Genomic DNA, 18,062 nt, shown 5'->3' on the forward strand with positions numbered 1-18,062 from the left:
GCCGCACAAAGAGCCTGCGGGCATCGACACACCGATCGCCCTAGGGCGAATCTGATGGAGGACACGCCCCAGGCAACCTCTTATTTTTCTTGCTGCGGAGAATCACATGGCATCAGCCCTGAGCGACAAGCTCGCCAAAATCGTCAAGGAAATGCGCGGCCAGGCCCGCATCACCGAATCCAACGTCCAGGACATGCTGCGCGAAGTGCGCATGGCCCTGCTGGAAGCCGACGTGGCCTTGCCCGTGGTGCGCGAATTCATCGCCCGCGTCAAGGAAAAGGCACTGGGGCAGGATGTGGTCGGCTCGCTCAAGCCCGGCCAGACGCTCGTGTCCATCGTCAATAAGGAACTGGCGGCCATCATGGGCGAAGGCCAGGCCGAACTGAACCTCAACGTGCAGCCGCCCGCCATCATCCTGATGGCCGGTTTGCAGGGTGCGGGCAAGACCACCACCACCGCCAAGATCGCCAAGCTGTTGCGCGAGAAGCTCAAGAAAAAAGTGCTCACCGTCTCGGGCGACGTGTACCGCCCCGCAGCCATCGAACAGCTCAAGACCGTCACCGCCCAGGCCGGGGCCGAATGGTTCCCCAGCACCCCCGACCAGAAGCCGCTGGACATAGCCACCGCCGCGCTGGACTACGCCAAGAAGCATTACTTCGACGTGCTCATCGTCGATACCGCCGGGCGGCTGGCGATTGACGAAGTACTGATGAACGAAATCCGCGAACTGCACAGCACGCTCCAGCCCGCAGAAACCCTGTTCGTCGTCGATGCCATGCAGGGGCAGGATGCCATCAACACCGCCAGGGCGTTCAAGGAAGCATTGCCGCTCACGGGCATCGTCCTGACCAAGCTCGATGGCGATTCGCGCGGCGGCGCGGCCCTTTCGGTCAAGCACATCACCGGCGCGCCCATCAAGTTTGCCGGGGTCAGCGAGAAGATCGATGGCATCGAGATTTTCGATGCCGAACGCCATGCCGGGCGCATCCTGGGCATGGGCGACATCGTGGCACTGGTGGAGCAGGTCACGTCCGGCGTGGACTTGCAGGCCGCGCAAAAGCTGGCAGAGAAAGTCAAGAGCGGCGACAGCTTCGATCTGAACGACTTTCTCATGCAGTTGCAGCAGATGAAGCAGATGGGCGGCCTCTCCTCCCTGCTCGACAAGCTGCCCGGTGAACTCGCCGCCAAGGCCGGTCAGATGGACATGGACCGCGCCGAAAAAGACATTCGCCGCAAGGAAGGCATCATTTGCAGCATGACCGCACTGGAGCGCAAGAAGCCGGAACTCATCAAGGCACAGCGCAAGAAACGCATTGCTGCCGGTGCGGGCGTACAGGTGCAGGAAGTCAATCGCCTGCTCAACGAATTCAACCAGATGCAGGGCATGATGAAAAAAATGAAGGGTGCGGGCATGATGAAAATGCTGCGCAAGCTCGGCGGGACCAAGGGGCTGCTGGGCGGTGGCGGCCTGCCGAAACTGCCGTTCTGATGGTGGATGCGGGCGGCGCAACGGGTTTTGCAGACCTTCCCTAAGACATGGAGTAGTCAAGAAACTGAAATGAAGTGCGCTTAGACTGGCCTCACCATACAACGGGCTTTGAGGTGGCCAGCATGTTGATACAGAGAACACCCCACGCCGCAAAGGCATTGTCTGACAGGGCTGCATGCTCGTTGCGCGAACGGCAGCTTTTGATTATGTGCAACGGAACCCGCAGCAGTATGGATATCGTCACTCTGCTGGGGCATGAGGTGCTGCCGTTGCTGTTGCAAATGGAAGGCAAAGGGCTGCTGACGGGTGTTTCGCAGCCCATCAAGGAAGCCATTGGAATCAAGACGATTCCTGTGGAGCCGCCTCCCAAGCCTGTATTGCCGCCACGCTCCAAAAGTCCATCGCTGGCATCGGCCAAGGTTTATGTCATGGATCTGATGCAATTGCAGCAAAACGAAAGTGCCGAAAAGATTGCACGGGCACTGCAAGTGGCATCAGAACCCAATGAAATGATGAAGCTGATGTTGTGGGCCTTGGCCACCATCTTGCAGCGTTCAGGCGAAAGTTATGCCGAACGGGCCGTTCAGCGAGTGTTTGAGGTCATCCCCGCCGCGCACTTGCAGGAATTCATGAACTACGCCCAGGAATTCAACATCCCCCTGTTTGATCGCATCACCCAACTTTATCGCGCACACCTGCCCACGCCCAGCGCGTGACCTGCGGGCCGTGCCAGTGCCAGGGTTTCAGGCAATGCCTTCATCGAGTGCCAGCGTGGCCGGGCCATCTTCCAGATGGGCAATGTCACCCCAGGCCAGCAACGTGAAGGCATCGGGTGACCACAGAAAGCGGTGAATCGAGGCGTTCTCGATTGTCCAGGTGCGCGGTGCATCCAGCCCCTGTCCCGTGGCATGGCGGTAGAGAATGTCCAGCACACCCCCATGCGTCACCAGGACAATGTGCGCATCCACATGGGCCTGTGCCAGATGCGCCACCCCCTGCAATACCCGTTCATGCAAGTCCAGCAGGGATTCTCCATGCTCTGGAGTGAAGTGCAGATCGCGCTGCTGCCACGGCAGGGCAATGTCAGGGAACTGTTCGGCAATCTGCGTGGCTGTATGGCCTTCCAGTACGCCAAAGGCGCGTTCGCGCAGCGCGGGCTGGGGCACAGGGGCGTGCCGAATCTGCTCGCCCAGGCTCTGGGCGGTTTGCCAGGCGCGTTGCAGATCACTGCTGTAGAGTGCATCGAACGCCTCGTCTTGCAGGGCGCAGGCCACCTGCCGGGCTTGCCACATGCCTCGGGCATTGAGCAAGACATCGGTGTGGCCCTGAATGCGCCCCGACTGGTTCCAGTCGGTCTCACCGTGGCGAACGGCCGTGATGCGGGTGGATTGCATGGAAAAATACCAGGTATGCAGACGTTCAGGGAGCCACCGTGTGGTGCAACACCCTCACGCCCTCTGCCGGGGTGGGGAAACCGTCGAGAGCGGCCTTGAGCAGCGCGCGGTAAATCTCGGCTTCGTTGAACCACACGTCGTCATAGCGTGCCTGCGTTTCATACACCACCTGCCCGGTGGAATCGCGCAGCACCAGCCGCACCTCCAGCACATACACAGTGGGCGGGCGATCGCGCCAGTTGCCGTAGTAGCCCAATACCGGATGCCAGCCCCACGGCCCATAGCCCATGCCCCAGGTAAAGCCCAGATCATGCGGCCAGTACGCGCGGTGGCTGCTGGCATGGCTGAACAGCTCCAGCCGGTACGCGCCATTTGCATCGTCGCGTTGCATTCCGTGCTCTGCCAGAGCCTGCGTGGTCACGGCTTCCAGCAACTGGCGTTGCCGCCAGGCACCATCGCGCCGCAGACCCTGCTGGGAGGGCAGACGCTCCAGCCGGTAGGTGGCGGGGTCAGGCTGTGCCGTCAGCGTGGAATAACTCTGTACCTGACTTTCAATCGTGCGGGTGCTGGCGCAGCCCGTGATGAACAGCGCGCTGGCCGCCAAGGCCAGTGCCAGGGAGACTTTTTTGAATCGTTGCTGCATACAAACCTCCTTTGCCGGCAAAACCAACCACCCAATACGGCGATTCAGATACTGTGACTGTGCGCCACAGCACCGATTGTGGCGCAGCCACCGCCACCCGCATGCTTCAAGAACACGCCGACAGTGGGGTTACTGAACCTGAATGGCAATGCCCAGCGTGTCGCCATCGGCAGCCGGGGCGAAATGCTCGGTGAACGTGTCGGGGTCAAATGCCGTATCGCCTGCCGGATCGGCAATGCCTGTCGCTTTGGCGTGGTAGAAATCGTGCAGCTTCGGATCCATCATGTGCGTCGTCACCACGTTCTGCATCGAACGGAACATGCTCTCCAGCCTGCCGGGGTACTTCTTGTCCCAGTCGCGCAGCATCTCTCCCACGATCTGGCGTTGCAGATTGTCCTGACTGCCGCAGAGGTTGCACGGAATGATCGGGAACTGCTGGTATTGCGCCCATTGCACCGTGTCTTTTTCCGGGATGTAGGCCAGCGGGCGAATCACCACATGCTTGCCATCGTCGCTCACCAGCTTGGGCGGCATTCCCTTCATGCGGCCCCCGAAGAACATGTTCAGCAGCAGCGTTTGCAGAATATCGTCGCGATGGTGGCCCAGCGCAATCTTGGTGCAGCCCAGTTGATCGGCCACCGTGTACAGAATGGCGCGGCGCAGGCGGCTGCACAGCCCGCAGGTCGTCTTGCCCTCGGGAATCACCCGCTTGACGATGCTGTAGGTGTCCTGGGTCTCGATGTGGAAGTCCACCCCTTGCGCCCGCAGATAGTCGGGCAGGATGTGATCGGGAAAGCCCGGCTGCTTCTGGTCCAGGTTCACCGCCACGATGTCGAAATGAATCGGCGCACGCTTTTGCAGCTTGCGCAGAATGTCCAGCATCGTGAAGCTGTCCTTGCCGCCGGACATGCACACCATGATCTTGTCGCCTTCCTCGATCATGTTGAAGTCGCTGATCGCACGCCCGACTTCCCGGCACAGGCGTTTTTCCAGCTTGCGCGCTTCGCGCTGGTCTTTCTCGGTTTTGCTGAGGGTACGGGGGGCTTCGGTAATGGCGTTCATCGGCGTGGGCATGGGCAAAAAAGAGGACGGGCCGAACCCGACCCGCAAACCGGCATTTTATCGAATGCCCGCCCATCTGCCACTTCCTTGAGCAAGGAGGCAGGGCAATCGTGCCATGCGATGCCCCGACATGACGATGCCTAGGAGTTTCAGGCGAGGGCAACGCTGCGTTCAGTGGTTTCCCGATGTGGCTGTCGCCTTGATTGGCGGTTTGGCCAGCAGTGACTGGCTTGGAACCTCAATGCTGAAGCGGTAATGGCCATTCTCATCCGGACCTTGCAACTTCTCCCTGGGGATCATCAGAGGCGGCTGGTCTGCGATCTGAATCGTGGCACTGTGGGGTACGGCTCCTGCCGGTGTCTGAATGATTCCATTGATGGTGGTGCTGTCCCCTTCAGGTGGAATGATGAATTCATCGAGTAGGACGACTGGGACAGGTGGTGTGGCCGTTTCGCCAGCGGTAGTGTTGATGCCTGCTGCGAGCGTGGTGGTCTCGCTGGATGGTAGTGGGGTTTCAGTGCCTACCGTGGTGGTTTCGGCGTGGTTTGAGGAGGTTTCTCTCGGCTCTTTTGAAAAAAAAACAGCAACGGCCACCACCACTACTACTATTGCGACCCCTGCGGCTGCAACAGGCACTGTACTTGAGGTCTTTTTAGGTTCTGGGCGAACAGTAGATGGCTTCAGATTGGCTGTCGAATATTTTGGGGTTTTGGCAAGTGCACGAGTTTCAGGGAGTGGGACAGGTTTTGCCAAAGGAATCAGCCGGTTTCTCAGTGGCTTTGCCGATTGGCTGATCAGCAAGGCCAACGGAAGCTCATCCTGCATCAAGGCAAGCAAGTCATTTTCTGCGTATTCCTGCCCATCCACCAGATTCAGCAGGGCCGCAGAGCCTGTTTGTGTGCCGGACAGCAAATCCCGTATGCGTGCCATCCATGCCTGGGTTGCCTGGGGTGAATCCAGTTCTCCCAGCCACGAGCCTTGGGGCGCGTGGGCACTGATGGCGGTGTTGGCAGTGGCCGCAGGCAGTTTTTGCAGAAAGGTGGACAGCAGGTTTGCCGCAGTGTGAGCGGTTTCCAGGCTTCCTGGGTCTGCCAGCAACTGGTCGATATTGACCTGTGTTTCGTTGAAAACCTCATCCAGCAGGCTCGGCAGTGTGCTGCCCGTGCCCTGCGTGCTGAATGTGGTCAGTGCCTGCTGAAGCAGGCACAGCACTTTTTCCGCATCTTCTGCATCTTTCGCGCTGCCGCTGCTGGGGTCGGCCTCCAGCACGAGCGTGTAACGAATGGGCGTACTGACGCGGTCCCGGCGTCGGGATGGCAGTCCGCTGATATAGCCTCGCCATTGGCCAGGCCCTTGGGCTTGCACAATGATGGTCGGTTTCTCAAAAGAGGTGCCTTCTTCATATGGTTTGCGCCACCACGGCTGGGCCGGTGTGGCCCCCAGAAATCCATAATCACGGCCATAACCACGGGTTTGAATGAATATTTTCATGAGGGCTTTTTCCCTGAATGAATGACGCGCATCCGGCTGCCCGGTTTTTTCTTGGTCAGCAGTTGCAGCACTTGGCCGATATTGCGGGCTTTCTGCATGGTAGCTTCTGCATCGTTTTTCTTGAAACGAGCGTATTTTTCATCACTGGTCTCGTAGTCGAACAGCCATGTTCCGATGTCTTCTAGCAAGGTTTTGTTTTCTGCTGCTTGCCGGGCAGAGTATTGCGCCTCGATGGACTTTTCTTCCGCTGAGCGATGCAGCACTTTTTCTTTGAAAGACACGATCTGGTGACTGATGGAAATCAGCAGGCCATCGGCTCCCTTGACCGATAGCTTGCCATCGCCGCGCACCTTGAAGGAGGGCGAGAACGTGTAACCGCCATCCACCTGTCTGTCCTCTCTCCATTCTGCTTCGACAAATTCCACGCAGCCAATCGTATCGACGGGCATGTACAGAATATCGGTGTGCCCTGCATTTTCTTCTTCAATGATGTCGGGAAGGGGGTGGTAAATACTGGTGACGGCACGAAACAGTTCATCGGAGCGATCCGTGGAGCCGCCGTTGTCCGCGAAATAGCTTTCGCACTTGACAGGGCAAAGAATCAGCAATCCGGGTTCGTCGGTGTGCTGTGAGCGCGTTTTTGCCCATGCCCGCACGACATCTTCCACTTCCGCCACATTCAGGATGCCGGGAACGGCTTTTTTTTGCTTGCTGATCATGGCTTCCATGATGAGCGAGGCATCGATAATGACCAGCAATACTGTGCTTTGCTGAATGAACCGCACGCAACGTGCCCAGTCCCCTCCCTGGTCGTTCGCAAGCGAGGTGGGGCTCATCCATTTTCCAGGGAAGTCCAGCAGCTTGAGATTGACACCCTGTTCTTCGTCAGACTGGTTGTAACCCAGGTACAACTGGAACTCGAATGCCTCCTGTGTGCCTTCCATTTTGCCGGCATCGAATTCCCGGGCATACAGTGAGCCGCGCAGGGCGTTGTCGTGCTGGCTGATGCGTGCGCGGGTTTTGCCATCCTTGCTTTGATGCTGACCGGGGAGCCTGCCAGCAAATCCTTGGCGTTGGCGAGAATGGAAGTCACCAGCGAGGTTTTGCCGACCCGACTGGGGCCGACAATGCCGATCTTGAATTCCACGTCGTTTGTATCACTCATTCAATTTCTCCGTAATGGCTGTTTGGTTTATTGGGACAGGGTTTCCCGAATGGCTTTGGCCGCACTCTGGACGTTGGCAATGCGGGTATTGGCCGCTTCCAGTCCAGCAAAAATGCCGGGCCAGATGTCGTCGCGGTACGAGCGCGCCAGCCGGTGAAAGTGCGTCAGCGATTCGCCAGAGCGAATGAACGCATCGTCGAATTGCTCCACCGTGGCATGAATCACCAGGGCCGGAGCCAGGGCTTCTCCAATCAATGCTTTCTTGGCAGAATAAATGGCCTGCCGTGCCAAAGCGGTCATTTCCAGGAAAAGCTGTCCTGCGCCTTCTTCATCGGGGCGGCAGGCGTAGCGTACTTTTTGAACCTGGGGGTTTTCTGGATCGTCGTATTCCCATTCCAGGGCATCCAGTGACTGGCGAACCCGTGGGTGCAGTTGGGTGCGATAGTCCAGGCGCAGATCGAGCAAATCCCGGGTTGCCGATGCCAGGACCGTGCAAGGTTCGGGGGCTTCGTGGAGCAGTTTTTCCAGTTGCTCCAGCGCGGCCTTGCCCTCCTGTTCTGCGAGGAGTCTGCCGAGGTGGGGGCGCAGAATATCGAGGATTCTGGCCCACAGACCATCGGTCGATTGCTGGAAATAGCCATCAATTTCAGCGAACTTGTGGCTGATTTCCACGCGAATCCGGTTGCTTTCATGAATGCCGAATCCACCACTGCCTTTGTCGGCTTTCATGATTTTCAGGGCATCCTGGCACCAGGCTTCCTTGCCTTTGCCAAAACCGGCATCAATCCACGATTTGGCCGATTGGTAGGCGCACTCCACCGCTTCCACATAGCGATTGTCTTCTTCCTTGGCGCGGGCCTGTTTCTTGAGTTCGAGCAGGAAGTTGTGCAGTTCGCTGGCAATGTTTTTGTGCATCTCCCCTGTTCTCTTGTACAGGTCTTCGGCGGCACTGGCTGTGGGTGCATGCGTTCTGCCTGTGCGCAGTGCATTCTCCACGTCGTCCAGAAACTGTTGGATCTGCTCCTGTGTGGCGCGGTAGCGGCTGCGGGTTCCTTCCAGGATTTCGGCATCCATGACCGGCAGTCTTTCTGCCAGATGGCGCAATACCGGGTGCAGCACCTGTTCATAGACCGCTTCTTGCTTCAGGGCATTGGTCTCGTAAACCTGGTAATGGCGGTTGGGTTCGCCATCATTGACATTGCGCAGGACATCGCCGCGCAAGGCCGTAATGAGCGACTCTGTCGCTCCCCCTGTGTTGAGCACCAGCGAGACGAAATCACGCCGGTTCTTGATGAACCCACGCGCCTTGTCCAGCAGGTCGGCAGCAGCTCCGTCTTCCTTGCCCCAGTAGGCCATCCCTTCGACGGGACGCTTGACCATCAATACCAGGTCCACTTCATTTTGCAAGCCCGACAAGTGGTACTCCTCTGCGTTGGCTGCGAGTTCGCCCAGGCCCGGCAGGTCGATGATGCCCAGTTGCTCTACCTGGGCATAGGGAAACTGGCATTCGATGCGCACGTCGCGCACGGCCAGATAACGTCGATCGTTCTCCCCGGCTTCGATCTGGGTGGCGGTAGGGTAGGCGACATATTGGCGCAATTCATCCAGCGAAACGGTTTTTTCGCCGCCGGTGAGGTCTTGCTCATAGGAGGGAAGAGCCAACTGCATTTCCCGCAGGCGGCGCAAGATGGTGATGGCACTGCTTTCCTGGCGTTTGCTTTCGGGCAGTTCCCGTTCCGATGGGGGGTAGGCGTATTGGCTGAAGTCTTCGAGCCGTTGCGGGGCCTGCGGCAACCCCAATTCTGTGTGGTAAGGCTGTAGCACGTCCTGACGGAAAGAGGCGTAGGTGTGCAGAATGAGGGTGGCCCGATGCTGCTGCTCGGAATGGAAAATGCGGCTGCGCACCGCTGTCACAGGCAAACCACTGCCTGTTGGAATCTGTTCGTCACCCAGGCCGGAAATGGCTTGCAACAGGGTGCTTTTCCCTACTCGGGCGCGACCGCTGACCCCGATATTGAGTGTGTTGCGGGAGAACCGGGCCTTGATCTGGTTGAGGTTCTTCAGGGTTTCGGCAATATTGCTGTCAATCTGTTCGATGTGAAACCCTGAAAAATTCCTCTTGAGCGACTCGGAGGTTTCTGGGTGCGTTTTCAGTGTTTCAATCGCCTCCTCCAGTGCGCTGATCTGTCGATCCAGTTTTTTCCACTGCTCGATTTCTTTCTCGACCTTGGCAAGCTGTTCTTTGCGGGAATGGAGGATCGCTGTAATTTTCCGTTGTGCTTCAGAGTGTTCCATGAATGTATTCCTTGCAGTTGGGGTATGTCAGTTGAACCATTGGCGCATTTTCTGGGCGGTTTCTTCCTTGATCTCTTCGGTCACATGTGCCGACACAGTGGCCAGTGCTGCGGCCAGCGCGCCCAGGTCATCGGTGAAGCCTGCGACGGGGAGGACATCGGGGATGGCATCGATGGGCAGGATGAAGTAGGCCAATGCGCCGTAGATGGTGGTTTTCGCCCAGGTGGGGGTTTTGGCATCCTGCGCGGTGTAGTAGAGCCAGAGTGCTTTCTCGATGACTTCCTTGCCCGCACTTTGGCCGAAGTTCTTGACTTTGTCCCAGAAATTGGTGTCGCTGTAGTGTTCGGTGGTGTTCACGGTTTTCTCCTTTTTTCGGATAGGAGGGTGTCGGTTGTCTCTGAATATTGAGATTCATTTGCGAAAAAGCAAGCAGTCGATCTTATTACATGGCGGCGACAGGTGGTGTCGTTCTCGGAATCAGTAAAACAATTTTTGGTATGGGGGGCGATGGTCAGAACAAATCTGGAAAATTCAATAGACACAGCGGCGGTCGGGATGCAACCATGAAATTCGATATTTGTGGCTGGCAGATTAGAATGCCGCCTTTGCAGGCGGTCAGATGGCGCATCGATGGCGCACAGGTACGGTGTTCTGCGGCTGCCCATTTTTTGTTACCCCACCTTCTGGAGTCTTTATGGCCAACACCACCGCGATGGCCAATGCAATTCGTGCATTGGCCATGGATGCCGTTCAACAAGCCAATTCGGGCCATCCGGGCGCGCCCATGGGCATGGCCGACATGGCCGTGGCCTTGTGGGCACGCCATCTGCGGCACAATCCTGCCAATCCGCAATGGGTGGATCGGGATCGCTTCATTCTCTCCAACGGCCACGGCTCCATGCTGCTGTACGCGCTGTTGCACCTGACGGGCTACGATCTGCCCATCGAGGAGCTGAAGAACTTCCGCCAACTGCACAGCAAGACCCCCGGCCACCCGGAGGTGGACATTACCCCCGGTGTGGAAACCACTACCGGTCCGCTGGGGCAGGGCATCACGAATGCCGTGGGTTTTGCACTGGCCGAGAAGCTGCTGGCCGCCGAGTTCAACCGCCCGGAACATGCCATCGTCGATCACCACACCTATGTGTTCCTGGGCGACGGCTGTCTGATGGAAGGCATCAGCCACGAGGCTGCCGCATTGGCCGGAGCCTGGAAGCTCAACAAGCTGGTCGCACTGTACGACGACAACGGCATTTCGATTGACGGCCAGGTGGCTCCCTGGTTCGTGGACAATACCGCCGAGCGTTTCAAGGCCTATCAGTGGAATGTGATTGGCCCGGTGGATGGCCACGATGTGGACGCGGTCGATGCAGCAATTGCCCAGGCCAAACAAAGCGGCGACAAGCCCAGCCTCATCATCTGCAAGACCCATATTGGCAAGGGCAGCCCGAATCGCCAGGACACCGCCAAGGCCCACGGCGAGCCGCTGGGAGCGGAAGAAATTGCCCTGACCCGTGCCCAGTTGGGCTGGGATGCCGCGCCGTTCGAGATTCCCGCCCCAGTGTATGGCGACTGGGATGCCAAGGCAGGCGGCACACAGGCCGAACGCGACTGGGATGCCCGCTTTGCTGCCTATGCCCAGGCGTACCCGGAGCTGGCGCAGGCGTTTTCGCGCCGCGTTGCTGGCGCATTGCCCACGAATTTTGCTGAAATCGCGGCACAGGCCCTGGAACAGGCCCATGCCAAGCAACAGGCCGTGGCCACCCGCAAGGCCAGCCAACTGGCACTGGAAGCCTTTACGGCCGCCCTGCCGGAACTGCTGGGCGGTTCCGCCGACCTGACCGGATCCAACCTGACGAATACGCCATCCACCCCCGCACTGCGGCTGGATGCCCAGGGTGCCGTGGTGCGCACCGACGATGGCCGCATCGGTCGCCACATCAATTACGGTGTGCGCGAGTTCGGCATGGCCGCCATCATGAACGGCGTGGCCCTGCATGGCGGTTTCATTCCCTATGGCGGCACTTTCCTGACCTTCAGCGACTACAGCCGCAACGCCATCCGCATGGCCGCGCTGATGAAACGGCGCGTGGTGCATGTCTTCACGCACGACTCCATCGGTCTGGGTGAAGACGGCCCCACCCACCAGTCCATCGAGCACGCGGCCAGCCTGCGCCTCATCCCGAATCTGGATGTATGGCGGCCTGCCGACACTGCCGAAACCACAGTGGCATGGACGCAGGCTTTGCTGAACCAAGACCGGCCATCGGCCCTGCTGCTGTCGCGCCAGGCCGTGCCGTATGCACCCAAGCGCGATGTGGCACTGGCCGACATCGGGCGCGGTGCGTATGTGCTGGCCGAACCCCAGGATGCCGGACTGGATGCGCCCGCCCAGGCGGTGCTGATCGCCACCGGCACCGAAGTGGCCTTGGCCTTGCAGGCGCAGAAGCTGCTGGCCGGGCAGAACGTGGCAGTGCGCGTGGTCTCCATGCCCAGCACCAGCGTGTTCGACCGCCAGGATGCCGACTACCAGCGTGTGGTGCTCTCCCTCGGCCTGCCCCGCGTGGCCGTGGAAATGGGCACGACCAGCCTGTGGTGGAAGTACGGCTGCACCGCCGTGGTCGGCATCGACAGCTATGGCGAATCCGCTCCCGCTGCCAAACTGTTCGAGCACTTTGGCTTCACACCGGAGAACGTGGCCGCTACCGTGCAGGCGGTGCTGGATCCGTCGTAACAGGTATAAGTATTAATAATGCTGTGAAAATAGTGCCGCTGCGCTAAAGTGTTTGCGGCATCTTGTTCGTTTTTTTACTGTAGTGCCTATGAGGTAATGATATGAAAAAATTTTACTGTTGTATTATGTTTTTTTAACATCTTTGTGTTATGCAGATGGATGGCTAGAATCAGTGGAGCCAGATGCTTATTCCGGGTGGGCATGTGAGTTTGGTAATTCCGGTTATGTTGGAATTCATGTGTGGCGAGATGATGGTTTGTTTTTGGGGGGTGGTAATGCTGCTCTAAATCGTGAGGATGCGGTTAAGAACGCATGTAATAGTGAACATAGCTCACATGGGTTTAATTTGAAATTCGATTTGCCGAATCATGTTTATGATGGAAATTACCATTCTGTGAGTGTTTATGCGATATTTGATGATGGAAGTAATGAGTTATTGGGGAATTCTCCAGTCAATATTTTATTTGTTGATAAAAGTATCCCTCCTAGGCCAACGAGAATAGGGATGGTTGTAGGTAGAGATTTAGATTATCCGTATCCATTATCAATTCAGGGGCATGTTGGAATATGGGATGGATATAGGGTTATAGAGGTTTTTAATGATAATAGTAATAGAAAAAACAGGGTCCAGAAAATATCGTGGGAAGAGTTTTCGCGAGAGACCAAGGCTTGGCCTAATGTGAATAAAGATCTGCCAGATTATTATATATCAACTTGTATTAAGGAGTATTGTGCTGAAAATCCACTGGATTATGAAGAGACTAGATCTCGTTTGAAAGTGTATAAGGCTATTATAAAGAGGGCGGAGCAGATTATGGTGATTGGGGCTTCGTATACATATTCGGCTACACCAACGCCAGCAAAACCTGGAACTTTGGTTCCAGTAATAAATCCGAAATGTTACTCTGGGCCATTTTCGACTACATCAGGAGGTGGCGTAGCTGGGAACTCGAGTTCTTGTATTATTGGGTACAAGGAAAATTTAAAACCTATTCCTGGTGTATATAGATGTGATTCGTTTGTAGTAGATGCTTACGCTTCTACTGCGCAAACTAGATATGCACTTTCGTCTTTTCAAACATCTCTTTCTTTTTATAATAATCAAAGAAAACAGCAGGAAAGTTGGCAAAAAAATATGGTTGAGTTGGCAAATATGTTTCGTACACCAAACCGAATCTATGGAAAAATAAAGGATGGAATGTGGTGAAAAAATTTTTGTTTATTCTTTTGTTTATTCTTTTGTTTATTTATTCTTATGAAAAATATAATAATATTTTGGCAGATGATTTTGGTGATGGCTCTTTGTTGAGTGATGTAGAAAGTAATTATAAAGAAAATAGTGGGTTTAAATTGAAATATAATTCAAGTTCATATAGGAAATTGATTGATGATTTGCAGGCTGAAGGTGATGATTTTGAGTTGGAGAGTATTGTTTATAGGCATCTTGCCAGCAAGGTTAATTTGTCTGATGAAAGGAAGAGTGATTTTGCAAATGAATTAAAATATATTATATATTCGGATTTTCCTGATAGTGCTAAAGGTGCTGCTATTGTTGCATATTCAAGATTGGGGAGGTATGGTGATTTGCATGAGGTTTTAAGGTATGGGAAAAATAACCATCTGATTTCTGAGGATGATTACTATGGGGAGTTGGTTCAAATGATTCCAACTGGTTTTTATGAGAAAGATGATGAAATAATTAATGAATTGATTGTTGCTTCTAATGATTTTGGGAATAATGTATTGATGAGTCAGTTGTCTGGAAATCCTGCTGTATTTTTGTACTTGACAGATATGCAGAAAAAAATATTGCATCAATATATTTTTTCCCATAAGCCTGAATTGCCTCAGAATTTTTCTGAGCTTGGATTGCTTGATGCTATTCGATATGAAAAATGGCTGGGTTCGCTTTTTAATACATCCATTGAGTCAATGGAAGGGGATGTTTTTTTGAATTATGTTTCTGATTTTTATGTGAATGGATTTAGTGATCCTAGAGATGCGGTTTTATTGGGGCATGCTGATTTTATTGATGAGATTCGTGGTAAAAATCCCGAGTTGTTTAATATGTTGGTGAAAACTGTGGAGAAGTATTATGATAGTTATTCAAATAATATTTTGGCCGAATACTTGGTTCGAGAATTTAAAGAGGAAAATGTGTTACTCCATTAGCTTGTGTTTTTTATGAAGAATTTATGGCATGGGTTTATGCTAATAGTGTGGGAACACTTTGCGGCAGAGCAGTGTCACTGCCAACATCGACTGTAATAAGCTTATTTCAAAAAAAACGCTGCCGAAATGAAACATCCAGCAGTGGAATGCAGCGATCATGAACAGGTTCTTGGAACGTGTTTACGATTTCATGGCGATGCCGTACAAGTGGCACCGTCATTGCGCGCTTGACCCGAAAGCCAGTGACGACGTATCAAAAAAACACCTTGCTTCTCAATGGGATAAGTTGCCGCTAGATTCCCGCTTTCGCGGAAATGACGGGTAGTCCCCTTGACTCAACAGCATTGGGTTATGGGGGCAATCACTTCTGCACGCCTTCGCGCTTGATTTTTTCGATGTCGCGGTACTGTGCGGCCGGGTGGTTGTCCGGCAGGTAGGGGCCTTGGCCGAACAGTTTTTCGCGCAGCGTGCCTTCGCGGTATTCCCTGGCATACACGCCACGGCGTTGCAGTTCCGGCACCAGGTGTTCCACCACGTCGGTGAAGGTTTCGTGGGCCACTGCGTAGGCGAGGTTGAAGCCGTCCAGGTCGGTCGCGTCCACCCATTCCTGCAATTGGTCGGCCACGGTGGCTGCGGAGCCGACGAACAGCGGGCCGAGGCCGCCGATGCTGGCCCACTTGGCCAGCTCCTCGATCGTCCAGGTCTTGCCGCCTTCCGAGAGTTCTTCGACGGCCGAGATGATGGCGTTGGTCTCCACCTTGCGCACGTTGTCGCCGGGGGCGTAGCGGCCAAAGTCGATGCCGGTCCAGCCCGAAGTCAGCACCAGGCCACCATCGTAGGAGGCGTAGCTCTGGTATTCCTTGAGCTTGGCGTGTGCCTTTTCGTCGGTTTCGTCCACGATGATGGTAACCAGTGCGTAGATCAGCAGCTTTTTCGGATCGCGCCCGGCTAGCGCGGCACGGGTGCGGATGTCCTGCACATAGGCGCGGGTGGTGGCCTGTGTGGGGGTGGAGATGAATACCAGCTCGGCATTGCGGGCGGCAAAGTCCTTGCCTGCGTTGGAGGCTCCCGCCTGAAACAGCACCGGCGTGCGCTGTGGTGAGGGTTCGCTGAGGTGGTAGCCGGGCACCTCGAAATACTTGCCCTTGTGGCCGATCTCGTGGATTTTCTCGGGGATGGCGAAGATGCCCTTCTCGCGATCGCGCACCACCGCCCCCTCCTCCCAACTGCCTTCCAGCAGCTTGTAGAGCACTTCAAGGTACTCGTTGGCCACCTCGTAGCGGTTGTCGTGGCGTTTCAGGCCGACTTCGCTGATGTTCTTCGCGCCGCTTTCCAGGTAGGACGTGACGATGTTCCAGCCTACCCGGCCCTTGGTGTGGTGGTCGGCCGTGGAGAGCCGCCGCGCGAATGTGTAGGGGTGCTCGAACGAAGTCGATGCGGTGATGCCAATGCCCAGGTGCTTGGTGACCGAGGCAATCGGGTTGGCCAGTTGCAGCGGGTCATTGACTGGAATCTGCACACCGCCCAGGAAGGCGTGGTCGTTGTTGCCCTTGTAAACGTCGTAGTAGCCGATGACATCGGCAATGAATACCGCGTCGAAGATGCCGCGTTCGAGAATCTGGGCCAGATCGGTCCAGTATTCCACGTCCTTGTATTGCCAGGAGCGGTCGCGCGGATGCCGCCAGAGGCCGGGCGACTGGTGCGCCACGCAGTTCATTTCAAAGGCGTTGAAGTGGATTTGTTTGCTCATGCTTGCTGTGTCGAAAAACGGAAAACAGGACAGGAGCAAAACCGGGAGCATGTGCCATGCCAGCAATAATGAGAAATAAAATCAGTAAGTTGTATTTATGATGTGGGTTTGTGCTGATGCTGGAGGAACACTTTGTGGCAGGGCTGTGCCATTGCCAACATCGACTGGAATAAGCTTATTTCCAAAAAACAACCCCGCTGCCGGAATGGAACATCCAGCAGCGGGGTGTAGCAATCATGAGCAGGTTTTTGGAGCGTGTTTACGATTTCATGGCGATGCCGTACCAACAGCACCGTCATTCCGGGCTTGACCCGGAATGCAGTAACGACGTATCAAAAAAACACCTTGGTTCTCCATGGGATACCTTGCTGCTGGATTCCCGCTTTCGCGGGAATGACGGGTGCTTTTCTTGATTGAACAGTATGGTCCTGAGATCGTAAATACGTTCCTATGCCGTCGCGGTAATCATGTGGTGTGGAATGCCCTTGGTGTCCTTGAAGAACTGGGGGGCCAGTGAACCGGCCACCATCGCAATCGCAGCAGCCAGCACGCCCACCAGTTGCGGTGGGAAGTGCTCGCTGAAGTCGCCCCACAGCGAGAAGAAGCCCCACACGACAATGCCGAAAACCACCGAGAGAATCGCACCCTGTGTGGTGGCGCGCTTCCAGTACAGGCCGAAGACCAGCGGCACGAATGCGCCCACCAGTGGCAACTGGTAGGCTTCGGCCACCAGGTCGTAGATGGATTTGCCTTCCATCGTGATGGCATACACCAGCACCATCACGGTGAAGACCAGCACCGAAATGCGCGTGGCCTTGAGGGTTTGCGCATCGTTCAGGCCGGGCTTGATGTTGCGCAGCACGTTCTCCATGAAGGTGGTGGACGGGGCCAGCAGCGTGGCCGAGGCGGTGGACATGATGGCCGACAGCAGCGCGCCAAAGAACAGCACCTGAAGCGCGAAGGGCATGTGCTCCAGCACCAGCGTGGGCAGGATGTACTGCGGATCATCGGCCAGCATGGTGGCCGATTCCTGCGGCATCACCAGAATGGCGGCCATCACGATGAACATGGGCACGAAGCCAAAGATGATGTAGAAAATACCGCCAATCACCGGCCCCCGGCTGGCGGCTTCGGCACTGTTGGCGGCCATGACGCGCTGGAACACGTCCTGCTGCGGAATGGAGCCGAGCATCATGGTGATGAGCGAGGCCACGAAGAACATCCAGGCCTTGCCGTCGCCCCATTCGGGGAACAGTTGCAGCTTGCCTTCGGTGGCGGCGTAGTCAATGACCCGCCCTGCGCCCCCGGCCAGATCGGCGGCAAACCAGGCCACCGCCAGCAGGCCGATGACGATCACCGTCATCTGCACCAGATCGGTGAAGGCCACCGACCACAGGCCGCCGAACAGCGTATAGACCAGCACCACTGCGGTGCCGATCATCATGCCGGCAACGAAGGAAATCTGCCCACCCGATAGCATGTTGAACACCAGCCCCAGGGCCGTCACCTTGAAGTTCCCCCACATTACCGGAGGGTATAGAACACTGGATCGGCCATTTCTGGCGTTGGTTTGGAAACAGATTTCTTGCTGCCTTTCCTCCTTTTTTCAAACTCTACAGGCGACAGGTAACCGATGCCTGAATGCAGCCGGTGCGGGTTGTACCAGCCCTCGATCCAGCTAAAGATGTCGCGCTTGGCTCCTGCCTTTGTTGGCCAACTTCTCCTGTCAATCAACTCACATTCCAGACTCGCAAAAAAGCTCTCAGCCATGGCGTTGTCGTAGGCATCACCCACCGTCCCCATGGAGGGCGTTACCTTCATTTCTTTGCAACGCTGGCCAAACGCCAAGCTGGTGTATTGGCTGCCC

At 55.9% G+C, this 18,062-nt stretch carries 14 protein-coding genes and 1 pseudogene; 5 read left to right on the forward strand and 10 right to left on the reverse strand.

Annotated elements, in window-relative coordinates; genetic code table 11:
* Positions 1 to 106: 106 nt before the first annotated feature.
* Positions 107 to 1,489 carry a signal recognition particle protein gene (gene ffh, locus BUE21_RS09520; RefSeq protein WP_073356447.1) on the forward strand — a complete coding sequence of 461 codons (1,383 nt, stop codon included), beginning with the start codon at positions 107 to 109 and terminating at the stop codon, positions 1,487 to 1,489.
* A 230-nt stretch (positions 1,490 to 1,719) separates the two neighbouring features.
* Positions 1,720 to 2,205: a hypothetical protein gene (locus tag BUE21_RS09525; RefSeq protein WP_073356448.1), complete on the forward strand. Its 486-nt coding sequence runs from the start codon at positions 1,720 to 1,722 to the stop codon at positions 2,203 to 2,205.
* 27 nt (positions 2,206 to 2,232) lie between these two features.
* Here BUE21_RS09525 and BUE21_RS09530 read toward each other — a convergent pair whose 3' ends face one another.
* The 7 genes from BUE21_RS09530 to BUE21_RS09560 form a co-directional block, all read right to left on the reverse strand.
* On the reverse strand, positions 2,233 to 2,883 hold the full coding sequence (locus BUE21_RS09530; RefSeq protein ID WP_073356449.1) for a histidine phosphatase family protein: 651 nt from the start codon (positions 2,881 to 2,883) through the stop codon (positions 2,233 to 2,235).
* Positions 2,884 to 2,908: 25 nt separating this feature from the next.
* Complete coding sequence (locus BUE21_RS09535; RefSeq protein WP_073356450.1) at positions 2,909 to 3,526, reverse strand: DUF4136 domain-containing protein; 618 nt, start codon at positions 3,524 to 3,526, stop codon at positions 2,909 to 2,911.
* A gap of 129 nt (positions 3,527 to 3,655) precedes the next feature.
* A complete protein-coding gene (ttcA, locus tag BUE21_RS09540) occupies positions 3,656 to 4,600 on the reverse strand; it encodes a tRNA 2-thiocytidine(32) synthetase TtcA (RefSeq protein ID WP_073356451.1) in 945 nt (314 codons plus the stop codon).
* A gap of 159 nt (positions 4,601 to 4,759) precedes the next feature.
* Positions 4,760 to 6,079, reverse strand: a complete 1,320-nt coding sequence (locus BUE21_RS09545) for a hypothetical protein (protein ID WP_073356452.1) — start codon at positions 6,077 to 6,079, stop codon at positions 4,760 to 4,762.
* On the reverse strand, positions 6,076 to 7,023 hold the full coding sequence (locus tag BUE21_RS09550) for a hypothetical protein (RefSeq protein WP_073356453.1): 948 nt from the start codon (positions 7,021 to 7,023) through the stop codon (positions 6,076 to 6,078). The genes BUE21_RS09545 and BUE21_RS09550 overlap by 4 nt, the downstream gene beginning before the upstream one ends.
* Before the next feature lie 248 nt (positions 7,024 to 7,271).
* Complete coding sequence (locus BUE21_RS09555; protein WP_073356454.1) at positions 7,272 to 9,539, reverse strand: hypothetical protein; 2,268 nt, start codon at positions 9,537 to 9,539, stop codon at positions 7,272 to 7,274.
* Between the two features lie 27 nt (positions 9,540 to 9,566).
* The gene (locus tag BUE21_RS09560; RefSeq protein ID WP_073356455.1) at positions 9,567 to 9,896 is read right to left on the reverse strand and encodes a YkvA family protein; all 330 of its coding nucleotides are present in this window, start codon (positions 9,894 to 9,896) and stop codon (positions 9,567 to 9,569) included.
* A gap of 337 nt (positions 9,897 to 10,233) precedes the next feature.
* Between BUE21_RS09560 and tkt the strand changes: the two genes are divergently transcribed.
* The 3 genes from tkt to BUE21_RS09570 all read left to right on the forward strand — a co-directional run bounded on the left by tkt (position 10,234) and on the right by BUE21_RS09570 (position 14,445).
* The gene (gene tkt, locus BUE21_RS09565) at positions 10,234 to 12,273 is read left to right on the forward strand and encodes a transketolase (RefSeq protein ID WP_073356456.1); all 2,040 of its coding nucleotides are present in this window, start codon (positions 10,234 to 10,236) and stop codon (positions 12,271 to 12,273) included.
* Between the two features lie 118 nt (positions 12,274 to 12,391).
* On the forward strand, positions 12,392 to 13,480 hold the full coding sequence (locus BUE21_RS14530) for a hypothetical protein (RefSeq protein ID WP_143164486.1): 1,089 nt from the start codon (positions 12,392 to 12,394) through the stop codon (positions 13,478 to 13,480).
* Complete coding sequence (locus tag BUE21_RS09570) at positions 13,477 to 14,445, forward strand: hypothetical protein (RefSeq protein WP_143164487.1); 969 nt, start codon at positions 13,477 to 13,479, stop codon at positions 14,443 to 14,445. The genes BUE21_RS14530 and BUE21_RS09570 overlap by 4 nt, the downstream gene beginning before the upstream one ends.
* A 361-nt stretch (positions 14,446 to 14,806) precedes the next feature.
* Here the strand turns inward: BUE21_RS09570 and BUE21_RS09575 are convergent, their stop codons facing one another.
* From BUE21_RS09575 to BUE21_RS09585, 3 genes and pseudogenes are all read right to left on the reverse strand, one after another.
* Positions 14,807 to 16,195, reverse strand: a complete 1,389-nt coding sequence (locus BUE21_RS09575; RefSeq protein WP_073356458.1) for an LLM class flavin-dependent oxidoreductase — start codon at positions 16,193 to 16,195, stop codon at positions 14,807 to 14,809.
* A gap of 448 nt (positions 16,196 to 16,643) precedes the next feature.
* A pseudogene (locus tag BUE21_RS09580) lies at positions 16,644 to 17,717 on the reverse strand (sodium:solute symporter family protein); the annotation flags it as partial.
* Between the two features lie 2 nt (positions 17,718 to 17,719).
* Positions 17,720 to 18,062 (reverse strand): integrase core domain-containing protein (locus BUE21_RS09585; RefSeq protein WP_234971017.1); only part of this gene is annotated, 343 nt, incomplete at its 5' end.

Origin of the sequence: Lampropedia hyalina DSM 16112, from assembly GCF_900129055.1 — a bacterium.
GTDB classification, from domain to species: Bacteria; Pseudomonadota; Gammaproteobacteria; order Burkholderiales; family Burkholderiaceae_C; genus Lampropedia; species Lampropedia hyalina.